This window comes from Lysobacter sp. Root76 (genome assembly GCF_001428685.1).
Classification (GTDB): domain Bacteria; phylum Pseudomonadota; class Gammaproteobacteria; order Xanthomonadales; family Xanthomonadaceae; genus Lysobacter.
In genome coordinates this window covers 295,398-320,397 of sequence record NZ_LMIK01000001.1, presented here as the reverse complement: position 1 = coordinate 320,397, position 25,000 = coordinate 295,398, and the positions used below count along the sequence as shown (strand labels likewise).

Genomic DNA, 25,000 nt, shown 5'->3' with positions numbered 1-25,000 from the left:
GGGAGCGGCGTAAGCCGCGATCGCGTCATTTCGGACGACCGCGCCAGTTGAACGCATCGCGGTTATCGAACATCGACGCAAGCGCTTTAGCGAAATCGCGGCTTACGCCGCTCCCACAGTGGCGGGCTCAGCGACGGTGTCGGCTAACGCGCGGCCTACGCCACTCCCGCGGAGGCGGCGAGGAAGCGCGCCAATGGGCGCTCCAGCGCAAGGTACAGACGCTGCAGCCGCACCCGCGTCTCGATCGCGCAGGCTTGCGCTTCTTCGACCGAGCACGCCTGGAAACGCAGGCTCGCGTGCGGCGGCAACTGCGCCAGGCGCGGCAGGTCGGCGGCGATGACATGGCCCAGGCGCGGGTAGCCGCCGACGGTCTGGGCATCGGCTAGCAATACGATCGGCTGGCCGTCGGGCGGCAGTTGCAGGGTGCCCGGTGCGACCGGTTCGGACAGGCCGCCCCTGCGTTCGCCTTTCAGCGCCACGCCGCGCAGGCGCAGTCCCTGGCGGTTGCTGGCCGCGCTGACCTGCCAGGACTGCCTCGCCAATGCGCTGGCCGCGGGATCGGCGCTGGGCAGGTAACGCACCGGTGCATCGCGGTTCTCGTCGAAGCCGGGATCGGCCCACCAGGCTGGAATGCGCGGCGCATCGATCGCAGGCGACGCCGCGGCGCCCAGCGCGAACGTATCGCCCGCACGCAGTGCGCGGCCCTCGTGGCCGCCGAAGCCGCCGCGCAGATCGGTGCTGCGGCTGCCGAGCACCTGCGGCACCGCGATCCCGCCACCGATCGCGAGCCAGGCGCGCGCGCCGTAGCGCACCGCGCCCAAGCTCAGGGTACCGGCGGGCAGCTCGATCGGGCGGCCCATCGGCAGCGCGACGCCATCGAAACGCGCGGCGACGCTGCGGCCGATCAGCGCGATCCGCACCGGCGCGTCGAAGCACAGCGTCGGTCCGTGCAAGGTCAGTTCCAGCACCGCTGCGCCGGCATCGTTGCCGACCAGGCGATTGCCCAGGCGCGCCGCGTCCGGATCGAGCGCGCCGGCGCGGGCCACGCCGAGGTGACGCCAGCCGTCGCGGCCCAGGTCCTGCACCGTGGTCAGCAGCCCGGGCGCCAACACCTGCACTTGCCGGCTCATGCGGGCGCCAGCTGTGAGAGGCGTGCGAACTGCGCGGCGTCGATGGCGACGAAACGCACGCGATCGCCCGGCAGCAGTGCGGTCGGCGGATCGCGCTGGGGGTCGAACAGCGTCAACGGCGTGCGTCCGAGGATGCGCCAACCGCCGGGGCTGGCGCGCGGGTAGATGCCGGTCTGGGCGCCGCCGATGGCGACGCTGCCGGCGGCCACCTGGGTGCGCGGGGTCGCCAGGCGCGGCAGCGCCAGGGCCGGGTCCAGGCCCGACAGATACGGAAAACCCGGAGCGAAACCGATCATCGCCACGGTGTAACGGCCGGCGGCGTGGCGTTCGGCCAGGGTTTGCGGCGTGAGGCCCAGTTCGGCCGCGGCCGAATCCAGGTCGGGGCCGTGCTCGCCGCCGTAGACCACCGGGATTTCGATTTCGCGCGCAGTTGCTACGCGTGCGTCCGTGGCTTCGTCGGCGTCCAGGCAGGCCAGCAGCCAGTCGCGCGCAGGCACGGCATCGATCGCCGCGGTGTCGAAGAACACCGCCAGGCTGGCATAGGCCGGCACCAGGTCGCGCAGCCAGGCCGGCGCGGCCGCGCGCAGGCGCGCGGCGTCGGCGTGGACGCGGGCGTTGAGGGCGTCGTCGATTTCGCTGTCGCCGTCGCCGTAGCGCAGCAGCCAGGCGTCGTCGGCCAGCGCCAGCACGTCCGGCGCGCGCCGGTTCACGTCCGCAGCGCCTCCTGCAGACGCTGGATGCGGCGCACCAGCGCCTCGGGCGAGTACGGCTGCGCGGTGGCCATGCCCCAGACCGGGCGGGGCCAGGCGATGTCCTCGCGGAAGCGCGCGATCACGTGCACGTGCAGCTGCGGCACCAGGTTGCCGAGCGCGGCGACGTTGAGCTTGTGCGGCGAGAACGCCTGCTGCAGCGCGCGGCTGGTGGTGGCGACCTCGCGGGTCAGCTCGACCTGCTGGGCTTCGTCGAGGTCGATCAGTTCGACCGCGTCCTCGACCCGCGGCACCAGGATCAGCCAAGGGTGGTTGGCGTCGTCCATCAAGCGCAATTCGCACAGTTTGAACTGCGCGACCGGGTGGGTGTCGTCCGCCAATTGCGGGTGCAGGTGCCAGGGGTTCATTTCAGCGCATCCGCAAAGAAGTCCAGGGTACGCCTCCAGGCCAGGGCGGCGCTGTCGGCGTGGTAATCCGGGCGCGGTTCGCAATTGAAGCCATGGCCGGCGTTGTAGAGGTAGATCGGCGCGGTCGGCATCGCCGCGCGGTGCCGGTCGATGGCCTCCGGCGGGATGCTGGCGTCGCGCTCGCCGAAGTGGAACTGGATCGGCGCGCGCAGCGGCTCGCCGAGGAAAGGCAGGGTGCGCGCGCCGTAGTAGCTCACCGCCGGCAGGCCGAGGCGGGTGTTGCACAGGAAGGCGAGGCTGCCGCCCCAGCAGTAGCCGACCGCGCCGGTGCGCAGGCCTTCGCTCTGCAAGCGCTGCGCGGCCGCGCCGGCGATGTCGATGGCGCGATCGAAGCCGAGCTCGTTGCGCAACTCGACCCCGCGCGCCTGGTCCTCGCTGCTGTAACCCAGCTCGATGTGCGGCCGGATCGGCGCGAACAGGTCCGGCGCCAGCGCGACGTAGCCGGCCTGGGCGAAACGCTCGGCGACGCTGCGGATGTGCTCGTTGACCCCGAATATCTCCTGCAGCACCACCACGGCCCCGCGCGAGGGGCCGCTGGGTTCGGCGCGCCAGGCCGCGATTGGCCCGTGCGGGGTGTCCAGATCGGTCCACTGGCCCATGGCGGCCTCCGTTCAGCTGCGGGAATCGAGTCCAGTTTAGCGCCGGGGCTATAATTCGCGACCCCGGCGGCATCAGGCGCCGGTTCCGCTTCCGTTGCGCCCGTCCTCGCGGGCCTCCGCACCCACTACTCAGCCCGTACGTCCGGCCTCGCGCGCATGCGCGACCGAGCGTCCCGCCAGGTCCACTCGCGCATGTCTTCAGTCAATCCCAAAGTCGGTTTCGTCAGCCTCGGCTGCCCCAAGGCCCTGGTCGATTCCGAGCGCATCCTGACCCAGCTGCGGGTGGAGGGCTACGACATCGTCCAGAGCTACGACGCCGCCGACGTGGTCGTGGTCAACACCTGCGGCTTCATCGATTCGGCGGTGACCGAGTCGCTGGACGCGATCGGCGAGGCGATCGCCGAGAACGGCAAGGTCATCGTCACCGGCTGCCTGGGCAAGCGCTCGGAGCTGATCCGCGAAACCCACCCCGGCGTGCTCTCGATCAGCGGCCCGCAGGACTACGCCAGCGTGATGACCGCGGTGCACAGCGCATTGTCGCCCAAGCACGATCCCTTCATCGATCTGGTGCCGCGACGCGTGCTGGAGCTCGACGACGGCATCGGCGTCAAGCTCACGCCCAAGCACTACGCCTATCTGAAGATTTCCGAAGGCTGCAATCACCGCTGCAGCTTCTGCATCATTCCCTCGATGCGCGGCGACCTGGTCTCGCGCCCGGTGGACCAAGTGCTGCGCGAAGCCGAGAAGCTGGCGATGGGCGGGGTGCGCGAGCTGCTGGTGATCTCGCAGGACACCTCGGCCTACGGCGTGGATATGAAGTACGCCGAGCGCGAATGGCGCGGCAAGTCCTACCAGACCCGGATGAAGGCGCTGTGCGAAGGCCTGGGCGAGCTCGGCCTGTGGACGCGCCTGCACTACGTCTACCCGTACCCGCACGTGGACGAGATCATCCCGCTGATGGCGCAGACCGGCGCCAACGGCATGCCGATCCTGCTGCCGTACCTGGATATCCCGTTCCAGCACGCCAGCCCGCGCGTGCTCAAGCTGATGAAGCGTCCGGGCGCGGTCGACAAGACCCTGGAGCGGATCCAGCGCTGGCGCGGGATCGCGCCGGACATCACCATCCGCAGCACCTTCATCGTCGGTTTCCCGGGCGAGACCGAGGCCGAGTTCGAGGAACTGCTGGACTTCCTCGACGAAGCCCAGCTCGACCGCGTCGGCGCTTTCGCCTATTCGCCGGTCGACGGCGCCCAGGCCAATGCGCTGCCCGATCCGCTGCCCGGGGAAGTGAAGCAGGAGCGCCTGGCCCGCTTCATGGAGCGTCAGGCCGAGATTTCCGCGGCCAAGCTCGAAGCCAAGGTCGGCAGCGTGCAGCGCTGCATCGTCGATGCGCTCGACGGCGAACTGGCGATCGCGCGCAGCATGGGCGATGCGCCGGATATCGACGGCCTGGTCCAGATCCAGAACGGTTTCGAAGCCGGGCTGCAGCCGGGCGAGTTCGTCGACGTGCAGATCCTGGGCAGCGACGAGCACGACCTCTACGGCGAGGTCGCGTTCGAGGACTGAGCGCGCCGCGCGCCTAGCCGCCGGCCAGGGTCGCCGCGGCGCAGGCCGCGGCCATGCCGAGCAGGCCCGCGCCGACGTGCAGGGCGTAGCGGCGATTGCCGCTGGCGAAGGCGAGCGCGGTCTTGGTCACGGCGCTGGCCGCGAGCAGGCCGACCACGCCCCAACGCGCGTGCTCCAGGCTCAGGTCGCCGGCCTGACTGAGCTGGGCGACGCTGGCCGCGGCCGCGTGCAGTTCGGCCAGCGCGACCAGCACCGCGGTGATCAGCGCCCCGGCGTCGCCGAACAGGTGGCGCATCCATGCCGACAACAACAGCACCGTCGCGATCACCGCCGACAACAGCAAGGCGTGGCTGAGGCGGAAGGCGCGCGCCGGCGGCGCTTTCGGCAGGGCATGGCCGGCGCCGGGCTTGCGCAAGCCCAATGCGGCGGCGATAGCCAGCACCGCCGCGGCCGCCGCCAGCGGCCAGGCGCTGGCGCGCAGCAGGCTCGGCGCCGCGGTGCCGATCACGCCGGCGAACAAGGCCAGCGAGGCCAGATTGGCGAGCAGGGCGGCGGCCGCGGACACGCCGGTCAGCGCGGCCTCTTCGCGGCTGCGTTCGCCGAACCCTGCCACCGCCGCGGTCGAAGAGGCGAAGCCGGAGAAAAAACCCGCCACCGGCAGCCCCCAGCGCGCGCCGACGCTGCGCAGGGCGATGTGGCCGAGCATGCCCACGGCCATTACCAGCACCACCAGCTTCCACAGCGCCGACGGCACCAGCACGTCCCAGGGATCGACCGCGGTGTCGGGCAGCAGCGGCAGCACGATCAACGCCGCCGCGGCCAGCAGCAGCGCGTCCTGCAGTTCGCGCTCGGACACGACCTGGCGGGCGAAGGCCTGCAGTGGCCGCTTGGCGAACAGCAGGCCGGCGACCAGCACGCCCAAGCCCGCGGCCAGGGCCGGCTCGCTCTGGGCATAGGCGGCGAGCAGGGCGGTCGCGCACAGCGCGACCTCGCCGGTCAGGCCGGGGTCGTCGTGGCGCGTGTGCAGGTAGGCGGCCAGGGCCAGCGCCCCGACCACCAGCAGCAGCGCCGCCAATACCGCGGTGCCGACCAGGGCCGCGACCGCGGCCGCGATCGCGACCACCGCATGGGTGCGCACGCCGGCCACCGCGGCGCGTTCGCCGGCATGCGCGCGCTCGCGCACCACGCCGATCAGCAGGCCGATCGCGAGCGCGCTGAGCAGGCCGCGCAATACGCTGTCGAGTTCCAAGCGACGTCTCCGGGCGGGGTAGCGGCGATAAGGCCCATCTTAGGCGGCCGGCGTCGCAGCGGTCATCCCGGCCCTGGCCTGGGCGATGCAGGTTTTGCGTGATCCCTGGGAACGGCGCGGGGCGTAGGATTCGCGCATTGGATCGGTACAGGGGGATTTAGGGATGAAGAGCAGGACCAAGGCCTGGCTGGGAATGGGATGCGCAGCCTTGCTGACCGGCGTGGCCGCGGCGCAGCAACCGCAGCCGGCCCCGATGACCGAACCCATGCTGCTGGACTATCTGCCCGACGATTCGCGGATCGAGGCGCGTCTGAATGGCGACTTCAATGGCGACGGCCTGGTCGATACCGCCTACGTGGGCGGCAACGACGACAAGCGCCTGTTGAAGGTGATGCTCGGCTACAAGGACGAACTCGAGTGGGGCACTACGCCCGCGGGCGAAGCCGAACTCGAGACCACGCCGCTGGGCGCGGCCGCGCTGTCGCTGAAGAAGAACGTGCTGATCGTCGAGGATCTCACCGGCGGCACCACCGCCACCGCGACGACCTACCGCTACCGCTACGACGCCCAGACCCGGCGCATGCGCCTGATCGGCCTGGATGCGGAGCGCTACAGCCGCACCAACAGTCACGACAGCCTGAAGTTCAGCTGGAACCTGCTGACCGGCGCGCGCATCGTCCAGGTCGGCCATGTCAACGACAGCGGCCAGGGCGACGAAGCCTACCGCTACGGTCCGGAACGCAAGCTCGCCGCCAAGTCGTCGCCGGTGTACATGGAAGACGCGCCGAACCCGGACGAGTTGCTGGACGCGGCGCTGGGGACGGGCGGCTGACGCGCCGCGCGAACCTCACTCCCCGTACCGCACCTCGACGATCGCGAATCGCGCGGGACCGCCCGGCAGCGTCGCTTCGAATTCGTCGTCGATGCGCTTCTTGAGCATGGCCCGGGCCAGCGGCGAATCGATGCTGATATGGCCCAGGCGCGCATCGGTTTCGTCGGGGCCGACGATGCGGTAACGCTGCAGTTCGCCGTCGGCGACGTTCTCCACTTCGACCCAGGCGCCGAAATAGACCGCGTCCGGGTCGGTGGGCGCGGTCTCGACCACGCGCAGCGCCGGCAGGCGCTTGCTGAGGTAGCGCACGCGGCGGTCGATCTCGCCCAATTGCTTCTTGCGGTAGGTGTACTCGGCGTTTTCCGAGCGGTCGCCCTCGGCCGCCGCGGCGGCCAGGGCTTTGACCACTTCAGGACGGCGCACGCGCCACAGCTCGTCCAGTTCCAGCTTGAGCCGGGCGTGGCCCTCCCGCGTGATCAGGGCGGTGCTCTGCTCCGCGGGAGGTCGCCATCGGCCCATCGCGCGGCCCTTACTGCGCGGCCGGCTGACGCTTGAGGCTGAGGTTGGCCTGGCTTTCGATCGCCTTGCCGTCCTTGTCCACGACGCGGATTTCGTCGGCCGAAACCACCTGGTACAGGCGGTCGTCCTCGGTCTTGCTGTTCGGGTCCAGGCGCAGGCGCTGGCCGGCTTCCTCGGCGGTCCAGGTGCCGTCGCCCTTGTGGTTGCCGTCCTTGCGCGACTGGTAGGTCTCGTCGATGGCGTAGCTGCCGTCGGCCTTCAGTTCGATCTTGGTGTCGATGCCGGGGCAGTCCGCGCAGGGCAGGGTGCCGCTGAAGGTGCCGGCGAACGCCTTGGCGTCCAGCGCCGGTGCGGCCGGCGGCGGCGCCGCTTCCGGCACCGCCGCGGGGGCGACGGCGGCTTCGGCCTTGGGCGCATCGGCGGCGGGTTCGGCCGGCGGCTTGGGCTTGCAGCCGACGATGGCGACGCTGAGGACGGCGCTGGCGATCACGAGCAGCTTCGGGTTCATGCGGACACGCTCCGTATGTGGGTGAAGGGGGATTCGTAACTCGGAACTCAGAACTCAGAACTCGAAAGCCTTTGGAAATGCGGCCTCGCGGTGCGAACCGCCGTTACCGGCTCCCGGCTCCCGAATTCCGGACTTTAACGCTTACCGCCGAAGATTCCGCCGAGCAGGCCGCGCAGGATCTTCTGGCCGATCTGGTTGCCGACCGTACGCGCGGTCTGCTTGGCCATGGTCTCGACCATGCCCTGGCGGCGCTTGGTGCCGAACACGGCGTCCTTGACCGCCTGGCCGAAGCCGCCTTCCTCGGCTTCGTCCTGTTCGCGGGTCTTGGCCGGCGGCGCCTCGGCCTGGGCGGCGGCGGTTTCGGCGCGCTTGGCCAGCATTTCCGAGGCCGACTCGCGGTCGATCTCGGTGTCGTACTTGTGCCCGACCGGGCTGCCGGCCCGCACCTGCGCGCGTTCGGCTTCGGTGATCGCGCCCATCCGGCTGCGTGGCGGCGCGATCAAAGTGCGCTCGACCGGCATCGGCACGCCCTTGTCCTGCAGGGTCGACACCAGCGCCTCGCCGGTGCCGAGCTTGGAAATCGCCTCGGCGACGTCGAGCGCCGGGTTCGGCACGAAGGTCTCGGCCGCGGTCCTGACCGCTTTCTGGTCGCGCGGGGTGAAGGCGCGCAGTGCGTGCTGCACGCGGTTGCCGAGCTGGCCGAGGATGTCGTCGGGCACGTCGTCGGGGAACTGCGAGCAGAAATACACGCCCACGCCCTTGGAGCGAATGATGCGCACCACCTGTTCCACGCGCTGCTGCAAGGCCGGCGGGGCATCGTCGAACAGCAGGTGGGCCTCGTCGAACACGAACACCAGCTTGGGTTTGTCGAGATCGCCGACTTCCGGCAGGTTCTCGAACAGCTCCGACAGCAGCCACAGCAGGAAGCTCGAATACAGCCGCGGCTTCATGATCAGCTGCTCGGAGGCGAGGATGTTGATCATGCCGCGGCCGTTGGGCGTGGTGCGCATCAGATCGCTCAGTTCCAGCGCCGGCTCGCCGAAGAAGGCGTCGGCGCCTTCCTGTTCCAGGCGCAGCAGCGAGCGCTGGATCGCGCCCACCGACTGAGCGCTGACCAGGCCGTAGGACGTCGAGATGTCCTTGCGCTCCTCGGCCACCAGTCCCAGCAGCGCGCGCAGGTCCTTGAGGTCGAGCAGCAGCAGGCCGCGGTCGTCGGCGAGCTTGAACACGATGTCGAGCACGCCCGACTGGGTGTCGTTGAGCTCCAGGATGCGCGCCAGCAGGGTCGGCCCCATCTCGCTGACGGTGGTGCGCACCGGATGGCCGAGCTTGCCGAACAGGTCCCAGAACACCGTCGGGTTGGCCTCGGGCGCGTAGTCGGGCACGCCCAGCTCGGCCACGCGCGCGAGCAGCTTGTCGTTCGGGGTGCCGGCCACGGCCAGACCGGCGACGTCGCCCTTCACATCGGCCAGGAACACCGGCACGCCCAGGCGCGAGAAGCCCTCCGCGATCGTCATCAGGGTCACGGTCTTGCCGGTACCGGTGGCGCCGGCGACCAGGCCATGGCGATTGCCCAGCCGGGCCTGCAGGTAGACCTGGCCGCTCTCGGGCGTGGTCACGGCTTTGCCCAGGAGGATGGCGTTCTGCGTCGAGTCCATGTCGGCGTCCGTTGGAAGATCGGACGATTCTAGCGGCAGCGTCGCGCTTGCGCGGCGGCGGCGTTCATAAACGCTGCGGCTTCCCGGTCGCGTTTCCTTGCCCCGCATGGACCGCCGACGCTACCCTGCCCGGACCCCTCGCTGCCTTTGTCGTCCATGCCCTCATTTGTCCGTATTTCCGGCGCCTTCGCCGCTGCTGCCTTTTTCGCGCTGGCCGCGCTGCCCTTCGACGCCTCGGCCCTGTCCAAGCGCGACCAGGCTGCGGTCGACGCGCTCAATCAGCGCATGCAGGCCGCCGAGGCCAAGTACCGCGCCGCGCTGGTGCAGATCCGCAACGCCGATCCCGACGGCCAGAAGCTCAGCGACGCCGCGCTGGAGGACATGGAGGACGTGATCACGGCCTGCAACAAGCAGAAGGGCTGCCAGCTGACCACGATGCTGACCAGCTACAAGCGCCTGCTCAAGGCCAATGCCGATGCCGAATCGCGTGCCGACGCCGGCGACGAAGAGGACGAAGCCCCGCTGGACGCCGACGGTTCGTTCGCCGCCGACGTGCCGCAGGCCGCGCGCGCCGCTGCGCTGCTCAACGCCGACGGCCAGCGCTTCGTCAAGATGGTGCAGTACAACCCGGCCGTGCAGGCCGGTATCCGTCGCTGGCTCACCGACATGCGCGGATCGCTGATCCAGAGCCACGAGAACTACCAATACCTGCGCCAGATGATGTGGCCGCAGTACGAGCGCGCCGGCCTGCCCGAGGCGCTGCTGTTCGGGATCATGGCCAAGGAATCCAACGGCCGCGTGCACTCGACCTCGCGCGCCGGCGCAGCCGGGCCGATGCAGTTCATGTACGCGACCGGCAGGCGCTTCGGTCTGGGCGACGACGGCACCGGTTTCGACACCCGTTACGACGCGCGCGCCTCGGCCCAGGCCAGCGCGGAATATCTCAACGAACGCATGGGTGCGCTCAACAACAGCATCGAACTGTCGCTGGCCGCCTACAACGGCGGCGAGGGCCGCGCCCAGCGCGTGTTCAACGCCAGCGGCGGCCGCAACTTCTGGGACGAGTCGGTCTACAACCAGTTCCCGGCCGAAACCCGCGACTACGTGCCGATGGTGATCGCCGCGGCCTGGCTGTTCCTGCACCCCAAGGAATACGGCCTGAGCTTTCCCAAGGTCGATCCCAAGCCGGCCACCCTGCGCCTGAGCCAGCCCAGCTCGATCTACCAACTCACCATCTGCCTGGGCAACGGCGGCAGCCGCGACGGCTATATGCGCGCGCTGCGCAACCTCAATCCGCGCTACCAGGCCGACAGCTACCTGGCCGCCGGCACCAGCCTCAACGCCACCACCCGGATCGTCGGCCTGTACAACCGCTGGTGCGTGCAGGGCGCGCGCGCCGATCTGGCGCGCACCCTGATGCTCAGCGACCCGAACAACGCGATCGTGCGCACCGGCCCGGTGACCATGGTCGATTCGCCCGATTCCAGCGACGGCACGCTGCCCGTCGCGGCCGCCGCGACGCCCGCGCCGAAGCCGGACAAGTCGAAGGCCCCGTCGGCGCCCAGCAGCTACCGCGTGCAGCGCGGCGAAACCCTGACCTCGATCGCGCAGAAGTTCCAGTGCGACACCGGCCGGCTGGCCAAGCGCAACGGCCTCAAGGCGCCGCGTTACGCGATCCGTCCTGGGCAGAAGTTGAAGCTCGACGACTGCAAATAAGGCGCGAATGGGCATGGACGCCTTCGTCGTAACACCGCGCCGCGGGCCTGTCGTCGCAGATGCGCGCCTCGTGCTCGGGGGATGGGCATGAACATCGAAACGAACCCGGCGCCGTCGCGCGCCGGGATCCCGAACCGCGACCGCAGTTGGCTGATCGCGGTGGCGACCGCCGCGGTCCTGGCGATCGTCGGCGCGACGGCGCCGCTGCCCTGGCTGCACTACCTGGGCAAACCCGCCGCGACGTTGCTGGTGTTTGCGATGGTCTGGACGATGCCGGCGACCACGGCACCCGGCTATCGGCGCGCAATTTTGGCTGGCTTGGCATTGTCGACGCTGGGCGATGTGTTTCTGATGCTGCCCGGCGACTGGTTCGTGTTCGGCCTGGGCAGCTTCCTGTGCGCGCACCTGGCCTATCTGGTCGCGTTGACGCGACGCGCGCGGCCGTTCGCGGCGGTGTGGCCGTTCCTGGCTTATGCCGCGCTCGCCGGCGCCGTGCTGTCGGTGCTGTGGCCGCATCTTCCGGGCGAGCTGCGCGTGCCGGTGGTGGTCTATGTGCTGGTGCTGGCGGCGATGGCCGCGCAGGCCGCCGCAGCGTGGTGGCGCCGGCGCACGCGCGCGACCGCCCTGGCGGCGCTGGGCGGCCTGAGTTTCGTGATCTCCGACGCGACCCTGGCGATCGACCGCTTCGCCGCGCCGTTCGCGACGGCGAGCGTGGTCGTGCTGGCGAGCTACTGGGTCGCGCAGAGCCTGATCGGCCTGTCGGTGCGCGACCGCTAAGGGCGGTCTCCCTTATCGCGAGGCATCGTCGCGTGCGCGGCGGCGACCGCCAAACCTCCGTCGGCCGCTTCAGCGACGAATGTTGTAACCGCAGGCCAGCACCGCCCATGTCAAGATGCGGCGAACCGATCACCGACCCGTTCCGGCCCCATGACCGCATTGTCCGCACTGTTCTACCTGCTCGCCCACCACCCGTTCTGGTCCTGGTTGGGCATGATCGTGCTGGCCGTTCTTGTGAGCTTCCTGATGGCGCGCTGGACCGGCAGGGGCTGGTGGCTGGCGCTGGTATTGGTGGCCTTCATCGGCGGCCAGCTCAACTTCTTCACCGGGCATATCCTCAACGCGCTGTTCCTCAACGCCTGCGGCAGCACCGGCACGGCGGTGGTCGTGCATTCCGAGGAGACCAGCTCCACCCTCAACGACCAGTCCATTTACGATTACTGGGCGGTGCTGCGTACCGCGGAGGGGCGCGAGGTCAAGGTCGAGTTCGACACCATGTCGGCGAGCATCTATCCGATCCGCAACACGATCCTGATCCCGCCGCAGGGCCAGCCTTTTGTCGCCAAGTACGTGCCGGGCTTCGAGCGCAACATCGCGATCATGAGCGACGAGTCCGACTACGGCCGCGTCTGGGTGGTCGGAGAGGCGCGCCGGCCGGTGGACAAGGCCGCCGCGCAGCTGGAGGTGAGCCCGACCAATCCCGAGTTCATCCAGGAGTACCGCGATGCGGTGCGCGAGTTTCTCGACGCTCATCGCAAGGACGCGGATCCCGCGCTGGTCGCCGAGCTGGAACGCAAAATCGGCGAGCTGGAGCGTCGCCGCTAGGCGCGAAAACCTTGAAATCGCAGGCTCCGCACACGCTGCGCGCATTGCCGACACGCGCAAACGACAACGAACGCAGGGGCGGATGAAGTCGTCCGAAAACGGCGAGTAATCCCCTATGCGCCGGCGCATAAGAACGCTGCGCCGCTAGCGCGCAACCCTCATCACCGTCGCTACATCCCACGCCGATCGCGTCCGCGCATCGCGACGACCGCGCTCGGCCTCAAGGAGCACCTGCCATGAAGCTCACGCTGCCGATTTCGCTATTGAGTCTGAGCCTGTTCGCCGCCGGCGCCGCGCAGGCCGCGCCGCCGCGTTATCGCATCGACTACCTGCCATCGCTGGGCGGTTCCAGCACCGCCACCAGCATCAACGACCTGGGCTGGGTCGCCGGCCGTTCGACCCTGACCGCACCCGTGCCTTCGCATCGTCACGCGGTGCTATGGCGCAACAACCAGATCACCGACCTGGGCACGCTGGGCAGCCCGGAGCGACAGAGCGCCGTGGTGTGGCCGGTAAAAAACATGCGCGGCATGATCACCGGCATCGCCGAAACCAACACCATCGACGTCGAGAACGAGGGCTGGAGCTGCTCGGCGTTCCTGCTCGGGCGACCGGCCGGCTCGCCGCGCTATCAGTGCCTGGGTTTCGTCTGGGAGAACGGCCGCATGCAGGCCCTGCCGACCTTCGGCGGCACCCACGGCTTCGCCGCCGGCTCCAACAATTTCGGCCAGGTCGTGGGCTGGGCCGAGACCGCGGTGCGCGACCCGGTCGGTTGCGTGCTGCCGCAGAAGTTCCAGTTCCGCGCGGCGTTGTGGGAACCGCGCCGCAACCGCATCAAGGAGCTGCCGCCGGTGATCGGCGCCGGCGATACGGTCAGCTCGGCTACCGCGATCAACGACCGCGGTCAGGTGGTCGGCATCTCGGGCATCTGCGACGACGCGGTCGGCAAGTTCAGCGCGATCCGCGCGGTGATGTGGGAAAACGGCCGGCCGACCGTGCTGGGCGATATCGGCGGCGAAGCCTGGAACACGCCGATGGCGATCAATCCGCAGGGCGACGTGGTCGGTTTCGGCAACCAGTCGGTCACCCAGGACGGTGCGCCGGATTGGGGCGCGTTCCTGTGGACGCGTCGCGACGGCATGAAGGCGCTGCCGAAACTGGCCGGCCATCTCAACGCGCAGGGCAACTCATTGAACCTGTGGCGCCATGCGGTCGGCCGTTCCTGCACGGACGCCAGCATGTCGGTCTGCGATGCGGTGCTGTGGCGCGACGGCGGCGTCCATCGGCTGCGCGATCTGGTGCCGGATTTCCCCGCCGACGGTCCGCGACCGACCACGGCTACCGATATCGACGACTTCGGCCGCATCAGCGGCCAGGCGATCGATCCGCAAACCGGGCTGGGCATCGCCTACGTGGCGACACCGGTGTACTGACGGCGCGAGCGGAAGTCCGTCGCGTCTTCAAGCCCCTCTCCCGGCGGGAGAGGGGTGAGGGTCCGGCGCATGCGGGCACTCGAACTTGAGCTCAAAACCCATGCGACCCTGCCGTTTGCGAGCAGCAGGGTCGCTTCGTCTCTTAAACCGGCGCCGCGCCTCCGTCCACCCGCGTCGCCAGGGGTTGGCCCAGCCGAACCGCGACTTCCGCGGCCAGCGCCGGCGACAGCGCGGCCACGCCCGGAGGCAGCAGCACGATCACGGTCGAGCCGTAGTTGAAGCGCGCCATTTCGTCGAAGCGTTCCAGCGCGATGCCGGCGCCGCGGTAATCCTTGACCGTGACGGTATCGGCGTAGCGCGGAATCTCGACCCCGCTCCAGACCGTTTCCACGCCCGACACCAGCAGCGCGCCGACCATCACCACCGCCATCGGCCCGAAGTCGGTGTCGAAGTGGCAGACCAGGCGCTCGTTGCGCGCGAACAGGCGCGGCACGTTGCGCACCGCGTCCGGCCCGACCGAAAACAGGCGGCCGGGCACGTGCACGGTTTCGCGCAGAGTGCCGGACCAGGGCATGTGCACGCGGTGGTAATCCTTCGGCGACAGGTAGACGGTCGCGTAGACGCCGTCCGCGAACGGCTCGGCAGCCTCTTCGTCGCCCAGCAGCTCGGCGGCGGTGAAGGACTGGCCCTTGGCCTGGAAGATGTCGCCGGCTTTGATCGGTCCGCACTGGCTGATGCGGCCGTCGGCGGGCATCAGCAGCGCGCGCGGGTCGGGATCGGCGACGCGCGCGCCGGGCTTGAGCGCGCGGGTGAAGAAGGCATTGAAGCTCGGGTAGGCGCGCGGGTCCGGCTCGGCGGCCTCGGACAGGTCGACGCCGAACTTGCGCGTCACCGTGTCGATCAGCCACTGCTTCACGCCGGGGCGGGTCGAATAGGCGAGGGAGCGTGCGATCGAGGACAGCGCACGGTGCGGCAGCAGGTAGGTGAGAGTGGTCACCAGGCTCACGGTGCGGCCCCGGTCAGCGCGGCCATGTCGGCGGCGATCGCCTTGGGGTCCAGCGGCGGCTGGATCAAGCCGGCCATGCGGCCCTGCGGGTCCAGCACCGCCATCGAGGCGCTGTGGTCGACCGAGTACTGGTCGGCCGGAATGCCCTCGGGCGGCGGCACCTTGGCGAACACCATGCTCAGCGACTTGGCGAAACGCTCCAGCGCCGGCAGGTCGGCGGTCGCGGCCAGGGTGTCCTTGTGGAAGGCGTGGGCGTATTCGCCGATGCGGTCGGGCGTGTCGCGCTCGGGGTCGACCGACACGAACAGCACCCGCGGCCGCATCGCTTCCGGGATCGACGCCCACTGCTTCTGCGCCTGCGCCATTTCCGCCAGGGTGGTCGGGCAGACGTCGGGGCAATGGGTGAAGCCCAGGAACACCAGGGTCCAGTGGCCCTTGAGTTCGCCCGGCACCAGCGCGGTGCCGTCGGACTGGCGCAGCGAGAAATCCGGCAGTTCGCGCGGCGGCGAGAACAGGCGCACGGCCTGGGTCTGCGGCCACTGCGTGGGCGCGGCGGAGCCGAAGTGGCGTTGCGCGGCCCACAGGCCGAGCGCGGCGGCGAGCGCGGCGATGAGGATGATGACGGTGGTGCGGTTGAACATGGCCGATCCAGCGGAGGTATCCCGATCATGATACCGACGAAGGCGCATGCGGCGTGCCGCGGCCTGGCGCCGCGGAGGCGTGCGGACCGATCGGGCGCTGTTCCGAACCTCGCGAGTAGCGGCGTTTGCCGCTGTGGCGCCGTCGACGTTTACGAACCGATTCGATCCTGAGCCGCGTCGGCGAGAGGTCTGTCTCGCGTCGGAGCGTGCAGCGAGAGCAAGGCCCGCGGTGGCAACGTCGATGGGGCGCTATTGCGCTGGACTTTGGGGCGAGCAATGTTGGTCTCGGGGCCTCGGCGTCGGCGCTCAGCAAGAGTGCCGCAAAGCGTGAGGCATTGGCCGATTGTCGTGCTAAGGGCGGGCAGGACTGCAGAATCAACTTGGTTTATGGCAACCAGTGCGCCGTAGTCATAGCGGCTACCGGTTACTCCCGATCCCATGGAAATGCGACCGTTGAAATTGCGGCTGAGCGCGGGATGAAGTTGTGCGAAGCCGAGGGCTTCGGCAACTGCCAGATCTACTACAAGGCTTGCAGTTTGCCGGTACAAGTAGAGTGAATCTGTTGCGCATGTACGAGAAGTCAGAATTCGATGTTCGTCTCCCAGCAAGACAGGACGGAAAGCGCAATGAATCGTGAGTCGGGCCTGCCGGATCAAGCGCACGCCCAGGTCGACCAAGACTGGCCCTCCGCAGCCCGCACCGTACAAGCCGGCGCCATGGCCGGATTCGTGGTGCTGCTGTTGGCGATCATGCTCGCCGTGCTCGGCATCCGCAGTGTCGATCTGACGCTGGTCGAGCTGTCGAAGTGGGGCGCGGTGACGGCGGGGCTGCTGCAGTTGCGGGCGGCGGTGCTGGCGACTTGCCTGGTGGCGTCGGCGCGGCGACGTCTGGCGCGGGATCGCGATCGTGAGTTGCGGGTCGTCGCGGACGCGGCGAGGCCGCTGCGGACGGCGCGCCTGCTGGCGCGGACGGCTTGGCTGCTGGCCCTGTCCACGGTCTGCTTGCCGCTGATGATGGAGTTGCCGCTGCACGTGCCGGAGGCCGGGGTGGTGTTCGGATTGCTGTTGATGGCCGCTGCCGCGCAGGTGCTGGCTGGGGCGACGAGCTATCGGTCGCTGGCGGCGGCGCTGGCCGGGCAGGGCGCCGGGGACGGGCCTTATGCCGTGAAGCTATAAGCGCCTAGGGTTCAGCGCCGATCCGGGCGGGCCGCGGATCCGGGTCGGCCCGGCCGCTATAATGCCCGGCCCTGCAACGCCCCCGGACCTATCGTGCCCCCCGTTTCCTTCGAGCCGCTGACCGTCATCGACCTGATCCGCTACGGTGCCAGCCGCTTCAATGCGGCCGGGCTGACCTTCGGCCACAGCTACGACAACGCCCTGGACGAGTCGACCCAGCTGGTTCTGCACGCGCTGCACCTGCCGCACGACCTGAGTCCGGTCTATGGCGCGGCCAAGGTCACCACGGACGAGAAAGACGCGGTGCTGGCGCTGTTCGAGCGCCGCATCGGCGAGCGCATCCCGGCGGCGTACCTGACCGGCGAGGCCTGGTTCGCCGGCCTGAGCTTCAAGAGCGACCGCCGCGCCCTGGTGCCGCGGTCGCCGATCGCCGAGCTGATCGAATCCGGCTTCGAGCCCTGGCTGGGCGGCCGTCCGATCGAGCGCGCCCTGGACCTGTGCACCGGTTCGGGCTGCATCGCCATCGCCACCGCGCACTACCACCCCGACTGGGTCGTGCACGGCGCCGACATCAACGACGAGGCGCTGGCGCTGGCCGCCGAGAACAAGACCCGCTTGCACGCCGATAACGTCGAGCTGCGCAAGTCGGACCTGTTCGCCGGGCTGCAGGGCGAGGTCTACGACCTGATCGTGACCAATCCGCCCTATGTCACCAACGACGAGACCGACGCGCTGCCGAAGGAATACTCCTACGAGCCCGAGCTCGGTCTGCGTGCCGGCGACGACGGCCTGGACCTGGCGCTGAAGATCCTGCGCGACGCGCCGGACCATCTCAGCGAGCACGGCCTGCTGATCTGCGAAGTCGGCGAAGCCGAGCGTGCCCTGGTCGAGCTGCTGCCGGAGCTGCCGCTGGCCTGGGTCGAGTTCAAGGTCGGGCAGATGGGCATCTTCGTCGCCGAGCGTCACGACCTGGTCGAGCACCACGCCCGCATCGCCGAGCTCGCGCGCCAACGCGGCGGCTGAGCGCGCCGGGAATGCACAGGAAGGCGCGCAGGCTGTCGGGCGGGTCCGAAACCGAAACGGGCGGCGAGCGTGCTGTGAATCGCGCGCGCCGCGGCTGACGAGAGAGACGCATGTCGAACAACACCTTCGGCCGCCTGTTGCGGGTGACCACCTTCGGCGAAAGCCACGGCCCGGCGATCGGTTGCGTGGTCGACGGCTGTCCGCCGGGGCTGGCGATCGCGCCGGAGGAGTTCCGCCACGACCTCGACCGCCGCGCCACCGGCAAGACCCGCCATACCTCGGCGCGGCGCGAGGCCGACGAGATCGAGATCCTCAGCGGCGTCTACCAGGGCCTGACCACCGGCACCCCGATCGCGCTGCTGATCCGCAACACCGACGCGCGCAGCAAAGACTACGGCTCGATCGCCGAGCAGTTCCGCCCCGGCCACGCCGACTACAGCTACTGGCAGAAATACGGCTTGCGCGACCCGCGCGGCGGCGGGCGCTCGTCCGCGCGCGAGACCACGATGCGGGTGGCCGCCGGGGTGATCGCCAAGAAGTGGCTGGCGCAGCGCCACGGCGTGCGCGTGCGCGGCTTCATGTCGCAGATCGGCGAGATCTTCCCCAACGGCTACGACCTGGGCGTGGTCGAGGACAACCCCTTCTTCTGGCCCGACGCGGCCCAGGTCGCCGAGTTGGAGGCGTTCATGGACGCGCTGCGCAAGTCCGGCGACTCGGTCGGCGCACGCGTGGACGTGATCGCCGACAACGTGCCGCCGGGCTGGGGCGAGCCGATTTACGGCAAGCTCGACGGCGAACTGGCCGCGGCCCTGATGAGCATCAACGCGGTCAAGGGCGTGGAGATCGGCGACGGTTTCGCCGCGGTCGCCGCGCACGGCACCGAGCACCGCGACGAGATGTCGCGCGCCGGTTTCGCCTCCAACCACGCCGGTGGCATCCTCGGCGGCATCAGCACCGGCCAGCAGCTGCATTGCTCGACCGCGTTCAAGCCGACCTCCAGCCTGCGCCTGCCCGGGCGCGGCCTGGACGTGCACGGCAACGAGGTCGAAGTGGTCACCACCGGCCGCCACGACCCCTGCGTCGGCATCCGCGCCACCCCGATCTGCGAGGCCATGGTCGCGCTGGTGCTGATGGACCAGGCCCTGCGCCACCGCGCCCAATGCGGCGACGTCGGCGAAGTGACGCCGCGCATCCCGGCCGGCGACGCGGATGGCTGAGCGTCCGCGGGTCTGGGTCTCGCAGCCGCTGTTCGCCGACATCGTCGGACGGCTGGGCGAACACTTCGAGGTGAGCGCGACCGAAACGGTCGTCCAGCACGCGCCGGACGCGGTCGCCGCGGCCCTGCGCGAGGCCGACGGCGCCCTGGTCACGCTCAACGACGCCATCGGCGCGGCGCAGGTCGCCGGCGCCGGCCGCCTGCGCGCGATCGCCAACGTCGGCGTCGGCTACAACAACCTGGACCTGCCGGCGCTGAGCGCGGCCGGGATCCTGGCCACCAACACGCCCGACGTGCTGACCGAAACCACCGCCGACTTCGGCTTCGCCCTGATGATGGCGACCGCGCGCCGGATCACCGAAGCCGAGCGCTGGCTGCGCGACGGCCATTGGCGGCAGTGGAGCTTCGAGTCGCTGCTCGGCGGCGACATTCACGGCGCGACGCTCGGCATCCTCGGCATGGGCCGGATCGGCCGCGGCATCGCCCGGCGCGCATCCGGCTTCGGCATGCGCGTGCTGTACCACAACCGCAGCCGCCTGCCCGAGGCGGTGGAGCGCGAGCACGCCGCCCAGTACGTCGGTTTCGAGGCGCTGTTCGAGCGCGCCGATCACCTGGTTCTGGTGCTGCCGTACGCGCCCGAGCACCATCATCTGGTCGACGCCGTGGCTCTGGCCCGGCTGCGTCCTCACGCGACCCTCACCAACATCGCCCGCGGCGGCCTGATCGATGAGGACGCGCTGGCCGATGCGCTCGGCGCCGGGCGCCTGGCCGCGGCCGGGCTGGACGTGTTCGAAGGCGAGCCGGCGATCAATCCGCGCCTGCTGGCGCTGCGCAACGTGGTCCTGACCCCGCACATCGCCAGCGGCAGCCTGGCCACGCGCCGGGCCATGGTCGCGCTGGCGGTCGACAATCTGATCGCCGCCCTGGGCTACGGCCCCGACGCCGGCCGCCCGCCGTCGCCGCTGAACGCCGACGCGCTGACCCACGCCCGAAAACGCGGCGCCTGAACCAGCCTCGCGTTCGCGATGCGCACGCCGATCCGCCTTTCTCGCCGCGCTTAGCCGATAATCGGCAGGCCTGGATTGGGATTCGATGCAGCGGCCAGTCGCCCGACCCGCTTCGACGAATCCCCAATCCCGAATTCCGAATCCCCGCCTTCAAGCAACACCCGCCGGAAATGGGTCCGGCGGCCCCCAAGCCAGGTAAATCGAAACTGATGAACGCCAAGACGTCCTGCAATGTCGCCGTGGTCGGTGCTACCGGAGCGGTCGGTGAAACCATGCTGAAGGTCCTTGCCGAGCGGAAATTCCCGATCGGCCGTCTGCATGTGTTGGCGAGCGAACGCTCGGCGGGCGAGAAAATCCAGTTCGAAGGCAAAACCCTGGTGGTCGAGGACCTGGCCACGTTCGACCCGACCGGCGTCGACATCGCCCTGTTCTCGGCCGGCGGTTCGGTGTCGAAGGAATACGCGCCCAAGTTCGCCGCGGCCGGCGCGGTGGTGGTCGACAACTCCTCGGCCTTCCGCTACGACGACGACGTCCCGCTGGTGATCAGCGAGGTCAATCCCGAGCAGATCGCCCACCGCCCGCGCGGCATCATCGCCAACCCGAACTGCTCGACCATGCAGATGCTGGTCGCGCTGGCGCCCATCCACCGCAAGGTCGGGATCGAGCGCATCAACGTGGCGACCTATCAGTCGGTGTCCGGCACCGGCCGGCGCGCGCTGGAGGAACTGGGCCGGCAGACCGCGGGCCTGCTGAACTTCCAGGAGACCAAGGCCGAGGTCTACCCGGTGCAGATCGCGTTCAACGTGATCCCGCACGGCGGCGACTTCACCGACAACGGCTACACCACCGAGGAGATGAAGCTGGTCTGGGAGACCCGCAAGATCCTCGGCGACGACTCGATCGGCGTGAACGCGACCGTGGTCCGGGTGCCGGTGTTCTACGCCCACTCCGAGGCGGTGCACATCGAAACCCGCGAGAAGCTCAGCGCGGCCGATGCGCGCAAGTTGCTGGAAGCCGCGCCGGGCCTGGAAGTGGTGGACGAGGCGGTCGGCGGCGGTTATCCGACCCCGGTCACCCACGCTTCCGGCCACGATCCGGTCTACGTCGGTCGCATCCGCGACGACATCTCGCATCCGCGCGGTCTGGCGATGTGGGTGGTGGCCGACAACATCCGCAAGGGCGCGGCGCTGAACGCCGTACAGCTGGCCGAGCTGGTATGGGCCGAGCAGCGCGCGCAGAACGCGGCCTGAGCGGCGCCTCGGCCGGATGAACAGGCGACGGGCGGCCCGGCTCGGGCCGCCCGAAACCGGGGCTTACGGCGCAATGTGACCGTATTACGTTCGGATTGCGTAATAACCATGGCGACGGCTAGAGTCGCCGCCAGGGGACAGGGAGTGGCATTCAGAGTGAAGCATCGTTTCACGCGCACCGCATTGGCATTGGCGCTGGCTCTGGCCAGCGGCGGCGTCTGCGCGCTCGGCCTGGGCCAGATCGAGGTCAAGTCGCGCTCCGACCAGCCGCTGCTGGCGGAAATCCCGATCGTCTCCAGCGACCCGGCCGAGCTCGAACAGCTGCAGGCGCGCCTGGCCTCGCCCGAAACCTTCACCCGCATCGGCCTGATGCCGCCGCAGGGCATCGTCTCCGACCTGCAGTTCCAGGTCGCCCTGGACGCGCGCGGCAACCCGGTGATCCGGGTGACCAGCCAGCAGCCGGTCAACCAGCCGCTGGTGACCTTCCTGGTCGAAGTCGACTGGGGCCAGGGCCGCCTGGTGCGCGAGTACTCGGCCCTGATCGACACCCCCAAGACCGTGTCGGCGCCGTTGCAGCCGCCGATCGAGGCGCCGGTGACGGCGCCGTCCAATCTGATCGAACGGCCGCTGGACCCGGCGGCGGTGATCGCCAGCGACAGCCCGGCCGATCCGGCCGCGGTGACGCCCGACGCGGTCGACCCGATCCCGGTCGTGCCCGCGCCGGCACCCGGCAACGCCTATCCCGCGCAGCCGACCGCCATCGCGATCGCACCGCCGCCGCCGTCGCCGGCAGCGCCGCTGGACGCCGCGCCGGCGCGCGAGGACGGCTCGATCGCCGTCAAGCGCGGCGATTCGCTGTCGCGCATCGCCAGCGGCCTGGAGCTGGGCGACGGCTATTCGCTGGACCAGACCATGGTCGCGCTGCTGCGCGCCAACCCCGACGCCTTCATCGGCGGCGACGTCAACCGTCTCAAACAGGGCGCGGTGCTGCGGGTGCCGCCCGGCAACGAAGTGGCCAGCATCGACGCCGGCGAAGCCAGCGCGCTGGTGCGCAGCCAGATCCAGCAATGGCGCCAGGCGCGCCGTCCGGCGCCGCAGCCGGCGGTGGAAGCGGTGCCGCTGGCGGTGGCGCCGCGTGCGGCCGGCAACAGCGCCGGCACAGCGACGGACGCGGCGGCTGCGGCCGGCGCGCGTCTGGAAATCGTTCCGCCCGGCGCCAGCCGCGCCGCGCGGGCGGGTACACAATCCGGCATCAACGCCGGCGGCGGGGGCGAGATGCTGCGACAGGAACTGCAAGAATCCAAGGAGTCGCTGGCCGCCCGCGAAGCCGAACTCCAGGACCTCAAGGGCCGGGTCGCCGAGCTGGAGCAGTTGCAGAAGCAGCAGCAACAGCTGATCCAGCTCAAGGACACCGAACTGGCCGCGGCGCAGCAGCGCCTGAGCGAGTCCAATCAGAAACAGGCCGCCGCCCAGGGCGGGGCGATGCTGCCGTGGGCGATTACCGGCACGGTGCTGCTGCTGGCGGTGCTGGGCGCGTGGTTCATGCGCCGGCGTCCGTCCAAGCCGGTGTTCCGCGCACCGCTCGCGGCCGGCGCCGCGCCTTCGATCGCCGACGCCTTCGCAGAATCGGCGGCTGCGCCCGCAGCGGTCGAGCCTGCAATGGCCGAGCCCGAGCGGGCCGAAACCCCGGCCGCAGCGCCTGCCGCTGCCGCCGCGACCCCCGTACCGTTCTGGAGCGCGGCCCAGTCCGCGCCCGCCGAGCGCAAGGTCCCGGCCTGGCACGTCGCCGCGGTCGGCCACGGCGACTCCGCACCGGTGCAGGAACCCTTGCTGGCCGCGCAGCCGGGCCAGGAGCGCCTGGAACTGGCGCGCGCCTACATGGACCTGGGCGATCACGAGGGCGCGCGTCAGCTGCTCGGCGAAGTCGCGGTGACCGGCGATCTGGCCGCGCGCCAGCAGGCCGCGCGGATGCTGCGCGAACTGGAGTAACGAGTGGCGGCTGAGGTTCCGACGCCGCCCGCGGCGGCGGATTCGACGGGAAAGGCCCCGGCCGCGACGCGGCGCTATGCGGCGGGCATCGAATACGACGGCGGCGAATTCTCCGGCTGGCAGCGCCTGAGCCGGCCGGGCGAACCCGACCTGCGCGGCGAACCCACGGTGCAGGGCGCGGTCGAGGAGGCCCTGTCCTTCGTCGCAGGCCGCCAGATCGACGTGACCTGCGCCGGCCGCACCGATGCCGGCGTGCATGCGTCCTGCCAGGTGGTGCATTTCGACGGCCCGGCGACGCGCGAACCGCGCGGCTGGGTGCTGGGCACGACCTCGCGCCTGCCGCCGTCGGTGTGCGTGCGCTGGTGCGTGCCGGTCGCCGACGATTTCCACGCGCGCTTCTCGGCGCGCGCGCGGCGCTATCGCTACCGTATCCTCAACCGGCCGGTGCGGCCGGCGCTGCAGCGCCAATACCTGAGCTGGGAACGCCGTCCGCTCGACGCCGACGCCATGCACCGCGCGGCCCAGGCGCTGCTCGGCGAGAACGATTTCTCCGCGTTCCGCACCGTGCACTGCCAGGCGCCGCACGCGCGCCGCGACCTGCAGTACATCGCGGTGCGCCGCGACGGCGACATCGTCGAGATCGAAGTCCAGGCCAACGCCTTCCTGCACCACATGGTCCGCAACATCGTCGGCAGCCTGCTGCCGGTCGGGCGCGGCGAGCAGCCCGAGGCCTGGATCGCGCAGTTGCTGGCCGGTCGCGACCGTACCGTGGCCGGGCCGACCGCGCCGTCGGCCGGGCTGGTGTTCGTCGGTCCGCGCTACCCTGCGCAGTGGTCATTGCCGGCCGAGGTGAGCTTGTGAAGGTGATCCTGTGAAGCACGCGCCCAAGTCCCTGTTCCGTACCCGCATCAAGTTCTGCGGCTTCACCCGGCCGGGCGACGTGCGCCTGGCCTGCGAACTCGGCGCGGACGCGATCGGCTTCGTGTTCGCCGAGTCCAGCAAGCGCCGGGTCGAAGCCGAGGAAGCGCGGGCGATGCGCCAGGCGCTGGCGCCGCTGGTCGACGCGGTGGCCTTGTTCATGGACAACCCGGCCGAACAGGTGCGCGAGGTCGTGCGCCAGGTCCGGCCAAGCCTGCTGCAGTTCCACGGCGACGAAAACGACGGGTTCTGCCGCTCGTTCGGCGTGCCGTACCTGAAGGCGGTGGCGATGGGCGAGGGCGGCGAGCCGGCCTCGGCCAGCCCGGGCCTGGCCCTGCATGCGCGCTATCCGGCCGCGGCCGGCTTCCTGCTCGACAGCCACGTCGCCGGCGGCAGCGGCGGCAGTGGTAAAACCTTCGACTGGTCGCGGATTCCGCTCGGCATGCACAAGCCGTTCCTGCTCGCCGGCGGGCTGGTGCCCGACAACGTCTACGAAGCGATCCTGGCGACCCGGCCCTGGGGCGTGGACGTGTCCAGCGGCATCGAAAGCGCGCCCGGACTCAAGGACGGCGACCTGATGCGGCGCTTCGTCGAGGAAGTGCGGCGCGCGGATTGCCACAGCGACTGATCGGCGGTTGCGCCGAAGTGCGCAACTCCGCGCCTGCTGCGGAAGCGTGATCGCTCCGCGATATACCCGGCTCGCGTATCGCCGCGTTCGATCGGCAAGGTGCCTATGCCGCCGTTCGGATTGTCGTGGTCGCGGCTTACGCCGCTCCTACCCCAGAG

24 protein-coding genes are annotated in these 25,000 nt (G+C 70.1%); 14 read left to right on the top strand and 10 right to left on the bottom strand.

From position 1 onward, the window contains the following. Positions 1-155 precede the first annotated feature (155 nt). Genes ASE10_RS01285 through ASE10_RS01270 form a run of 4 tightly spaced genes read right to left on the bottom strand, consistent with a single transcriptional unit; the run spans position 156 to position 2,906 of the window. The gene (locus ASE10_RS01285; RefSeq protein WP_055899854.1) at positions 156-1,130 is read right to left on the bottom strand and encodes a biotin-dependent carboxyltransferase family protein; all 975 of its coding nucleotides are present in this window, start codon (positions 1,128-1,130) and stop codon (positions 156-158) included. Next, a complete protein-coding gene (gene pxpB, locus ASE10_RS01280; RefSeq protein WP_056305588.1) occupies positions 1,127-1,840 on the bottom strand; it encodes a 5-oxoprolinase subunit PxpB in 714 nt (237 codons plus the stop codon). Before pxpB ends, ASE10_RS01285 begins: the two co-directional genes overlap by 4 nt. After that, a complete protein-coding gene (locus tag ASE10_RS01275) occupies positions 1,837-2,247 on the bottom strand; it encodes an HIT family protein (RefSeq protein ID WP_055899848.1) in 411 nt (136 codons plus the stop codon). The genes pxpB and ASE10_RS01275 overlap by 4 nt, the downstream gene beginning before the upstream one ends. Beyond that, complete coding sequence (locus ASE10_RS01270; protein ID WP_056305585.1) at positions 2,244-2,906, bottom strand: dienelactone hydrolase family protein; 663 nt, start codon at positions 2,904-2,906, stop codon at positions 2,244-2,246. Before ASE10_RS01270 ends, ASE10_RS01275 begins: the two co-directional genes overlap by 4 nt. 192 nt (positions 2,907-3,098) lie before the next feature. Between ASE10_RS01270 and rimO the strand changes: the two genes are divergently transcribed. Then, positions 3,099-4,472, top strand: coding sequence for a 30S ribosomal protein S12 methylthiotransferase RimO (rimO, locus tag ASE10_RS01265; RefSeq protein ID WP_056305583.1), 1,374 nt, complete (start codon positions 3,099-3,101; stop codon positions 4,470-4,472). Positions 4,473-4,485: 13 nt separating this feature from the next. Here the strand turns inward: rimO and ASE10_RS01260 are convergent, their stop codons facing one another. Further along, positions 4,486-5,721, bottom strand: coding sequence for a DUF4010 domain-containing protein (locus ASE10_RS01260; protein WP_056305581.1), 1,236 nt, complete (start codon positions 5,719-5,721; stop codon positions 4,486-4,488). Positions 5,722-5,884: 163 nt separating this feature from the next. Between ASE10_RS01260 and ASE10_RS01255 the strand changes: the two genes are divergently transcribed. Then, entirely contained in the window at positions 5,885-6,553 is a 669-nt protein-coding gene (locus ASE10_RS01255; protein ID WP_056101663.1) for a hypothetical protein, read from the top strand. Positions 6,554-6,568: 15 nt separating this feature from the next. On the opposite strand, the gene greB is transcribed toward ASE10_RS01255, so the two are convergent. The 3 genes from greB to ASE10_RS01240 form a co-directional block, all read right to left on the bottom strand. Then, positions 6,569-7,072 carry a transcription elongation factor GreB gene (gene greB, locus ASE10_RS01250; protein ID WP_056305579.1) on the bottom strand — a complete coding sequence of 168 codons (504 nt, stop codon included), beginning with the start codon at positions 7,070-7,072 and terminating at the stop codon, positions 6,569-6,571. A gap of 10 nt (positions 7,073-7,082) precedes the next feature. Then, entirely contained in the window at positions 7,083-7,580 is a 498-nt protein-coding gene (locus ASE10_RS01245; protein WP_056305578.1) for a copper resistance protein NlpE, read from the bottom strand. 134 nt (positions 7,581-7,714) lie between these two features. Further along, the gene (locus ASE10_RS01240) at positions 7,715-9,238 is read right to left on the bottom strand and encodes a helicase HerA-like domain-containing protein (protein WP_056305576.1); all 1,524 of its coding nucleotides are present in this window, start codon (positions 9,236-9,238) and stop codon (positions 7,715-7,717) included. A gap of 156 nt (positions 9,239-9,394) precedes the next feature. Between ASE10_RS01240 and ASE10_RS01235 the strand changes: the two genes are divergently transcribed. The 4 genes from ASE10_RS01235 (at position 9,395) to ASE10_RS01220 (ending at position 13,989) form a co-directional block, all read left to right on the top strand. Beyond that, positions 9,395-10,954, top strand: a complete 1,560-nt coding sequence (locus ASE10_RS01235) for a transglycosylase SLT domain-containing protein (RefSeq protein ID WP_056305574.1) — start codon at positions 9,395-9,397, stop codon at positions 10,952-10,954. An 87-nt stretch (positions 10,955-11,041) separates the two neighbouring features. Further along, the gene (locus tag ASE10_RS01230) at positions 11,042-11,731 is read left to right on the top strand and encodes a lysoplasmalogenase (RefSeq protein ID WP_056305572.1); all 690 of its coding nucleotides are present in this window, start codon (positions 11,042-11,044) and stop codon (positions 11,729-11,731) included. Positions 11,732-11,881: 150 nt separating this feature from the next. After that, positions 11,882-12,556 carry a hypothetical protein gene (locus tag ASE10_RS01225; protein WP_055899818.1) on the top strand — a complete coding sequence of 225 codons (675 nt, stop codon included), beginning with the start codon at positions 11,882-11,884 and terminating at the stop codon, positions 12,554-12,556. Between the two features lie 236 nt (positions 12,557-12,792). Further along, positions 12,793-13,989, top strand: a complete 1,197-nt coding sequence (locus ASE10_RS01220) for a hypothetical protein (RefSeq protein ID WP_056305570.1) — start codon at positions 12,793-12,795, stop codon at positions 13,987-13,989. Between the two features lie 142 nt (positions 13,990-14,131). On the opposite strand, the gene asd is transcribed toward ASE10_RS01220, so the two are convergent. Together asd and ASE10_RS01210 are read right to left on the bottom strand one after the other, a co-directional pair. Further along, the gene (gene asd, locus ASE10_RS01215; RefSeq protein ID WP_056305568.1) at positions 14,132-14,995 is read right to left on the bottom strand and encodes an archaetidylserine decarboxylase; all 864 of its coding nucleotides are present in this window, start codon (positions 14,993-14,995) and stop codon (positions 14,132-14,134) included. Then, a complete protein-coding gene (locus tag ASE10_RS01210; RefSeq protein ID WP_056101648.1) occupies positions 14,992-15,636 on the bottom strand; it encodes an SCO family protein in 645 nt (214 codons plus the stop codon). The genes asd and ASE10_RS01210 overlap by 4 nt, the downstream gene beginning before the upstream one ends. Before the next feature lie 626 nt (positions 15,637-16,262). Between ASE10_RS01210 and ASE10_RS01205 the strand changes: the two genes are divergently transcribed. The 8 genes from ASE10_RS01205 (at position 16,263) to ASE10_RS01170 (ending at position 24,842) form a co-directional block, all read left to right on the top strand. Then, positions 16,263-16,811 (top strand): hypothetical protein, encoded by a 549-nt coding sequence (locus ASE10_RS01205; RefSeq protein WP_157480958.1) that lies wholly within the window; start codon positions 16,263-16,265, stop codon positions 16,809-16,811. 93 nt (positions 16,812-16,904) lie between these two features. After that, entirely contained in the window at positions 16,905-17,834 is a 930-nt protein-coding gene (gene prmB, locus ASE10_RS01200; protein ID WP_235567528.1) for a 50S ribosomal protein L3 N(5)-glutamine methyltransferase, read from the top strand. A gap of 110 nt (positions 17,835-17,944) precedes the next feature. After that, positions 17,945-19,051: a chorismate synthase gene (gene aroC / locus ASE10_RS01195; RefSeq protein WP_056305562.1), complete on the top strand. Its 1,107-nt coding sequence runs from the start codon at positions 17,945-17,947 to the stop codon at positions 19,049-19,051. Continuing rightward, on the top strand, positions 19,044-20,057 hold the full coding sequence (locus ASE10_RS01190; RefSeq protein WP_056101639.1) for a D-glycerate dehydrogenase: 1,014 nt from the start codon (positions 19,044-19,046) through the stop codon (positions 20,055-20,057). The genes aroC and ASE10_RS01190 overlap by 8 nt, the downstream gene beginning before the upstream one ends. A 209-nt stretch (positions 20,058-20,266) precedes the next feature. Then, positions 20,267-21,307 carry an aspartate-semialdehyde dehydrogenase gene (locus ASE10_RS01185; RefSeq protein WP_056305561.1) on the top strand — a complete coding sequence of 347 codons (1,041 nt, stop codon included), beginning with the start codon at positions 20,267-20,269 and terminating at the stop codon, positions 21,305-21,307. A 156-nt stretch (positions 21,308-21,463) separates the two neighbouring features. Then, positions 21,464-23,296: a FimV/HubP family polar landmark protein gene (locus tag ASE10_RS01180; protein WP_056305559.1), complete on the top strand. Its 1,833-nt coding sequence runs from the start codon at positions 21,464-21,466 to the stop codon at positions 23,294-23,296. 3 nt (positions 23,297-23,299) lie between these two features. Beyond that, positions 23,300-24,157, top strand: a complete 858-nt coding sequence (gene truA, locus ASE10_RS01175; protein ID WP_082559507.1) for a tRNA pseudouridine(38-40) synthase TruA — start codon at positions 23,300-23,302, stop codon at positions 24,155-24,157. Between the two features lie 10 nt (positions 24,158-24,167). After that, positions 24,168-24,842 (top strand): phosphoribosylanthranilate isomerase, encoded by a 675-nt coding sequence (locus tag ASE10_RS01170; RefSeq protein WP_056101631.1) that lies wholly within the window; start codon positions 24,168-24,170, stop codon positions 24,840-24,842. Positions 24,843-25,000: the final 158 nt, after the last annotated feature.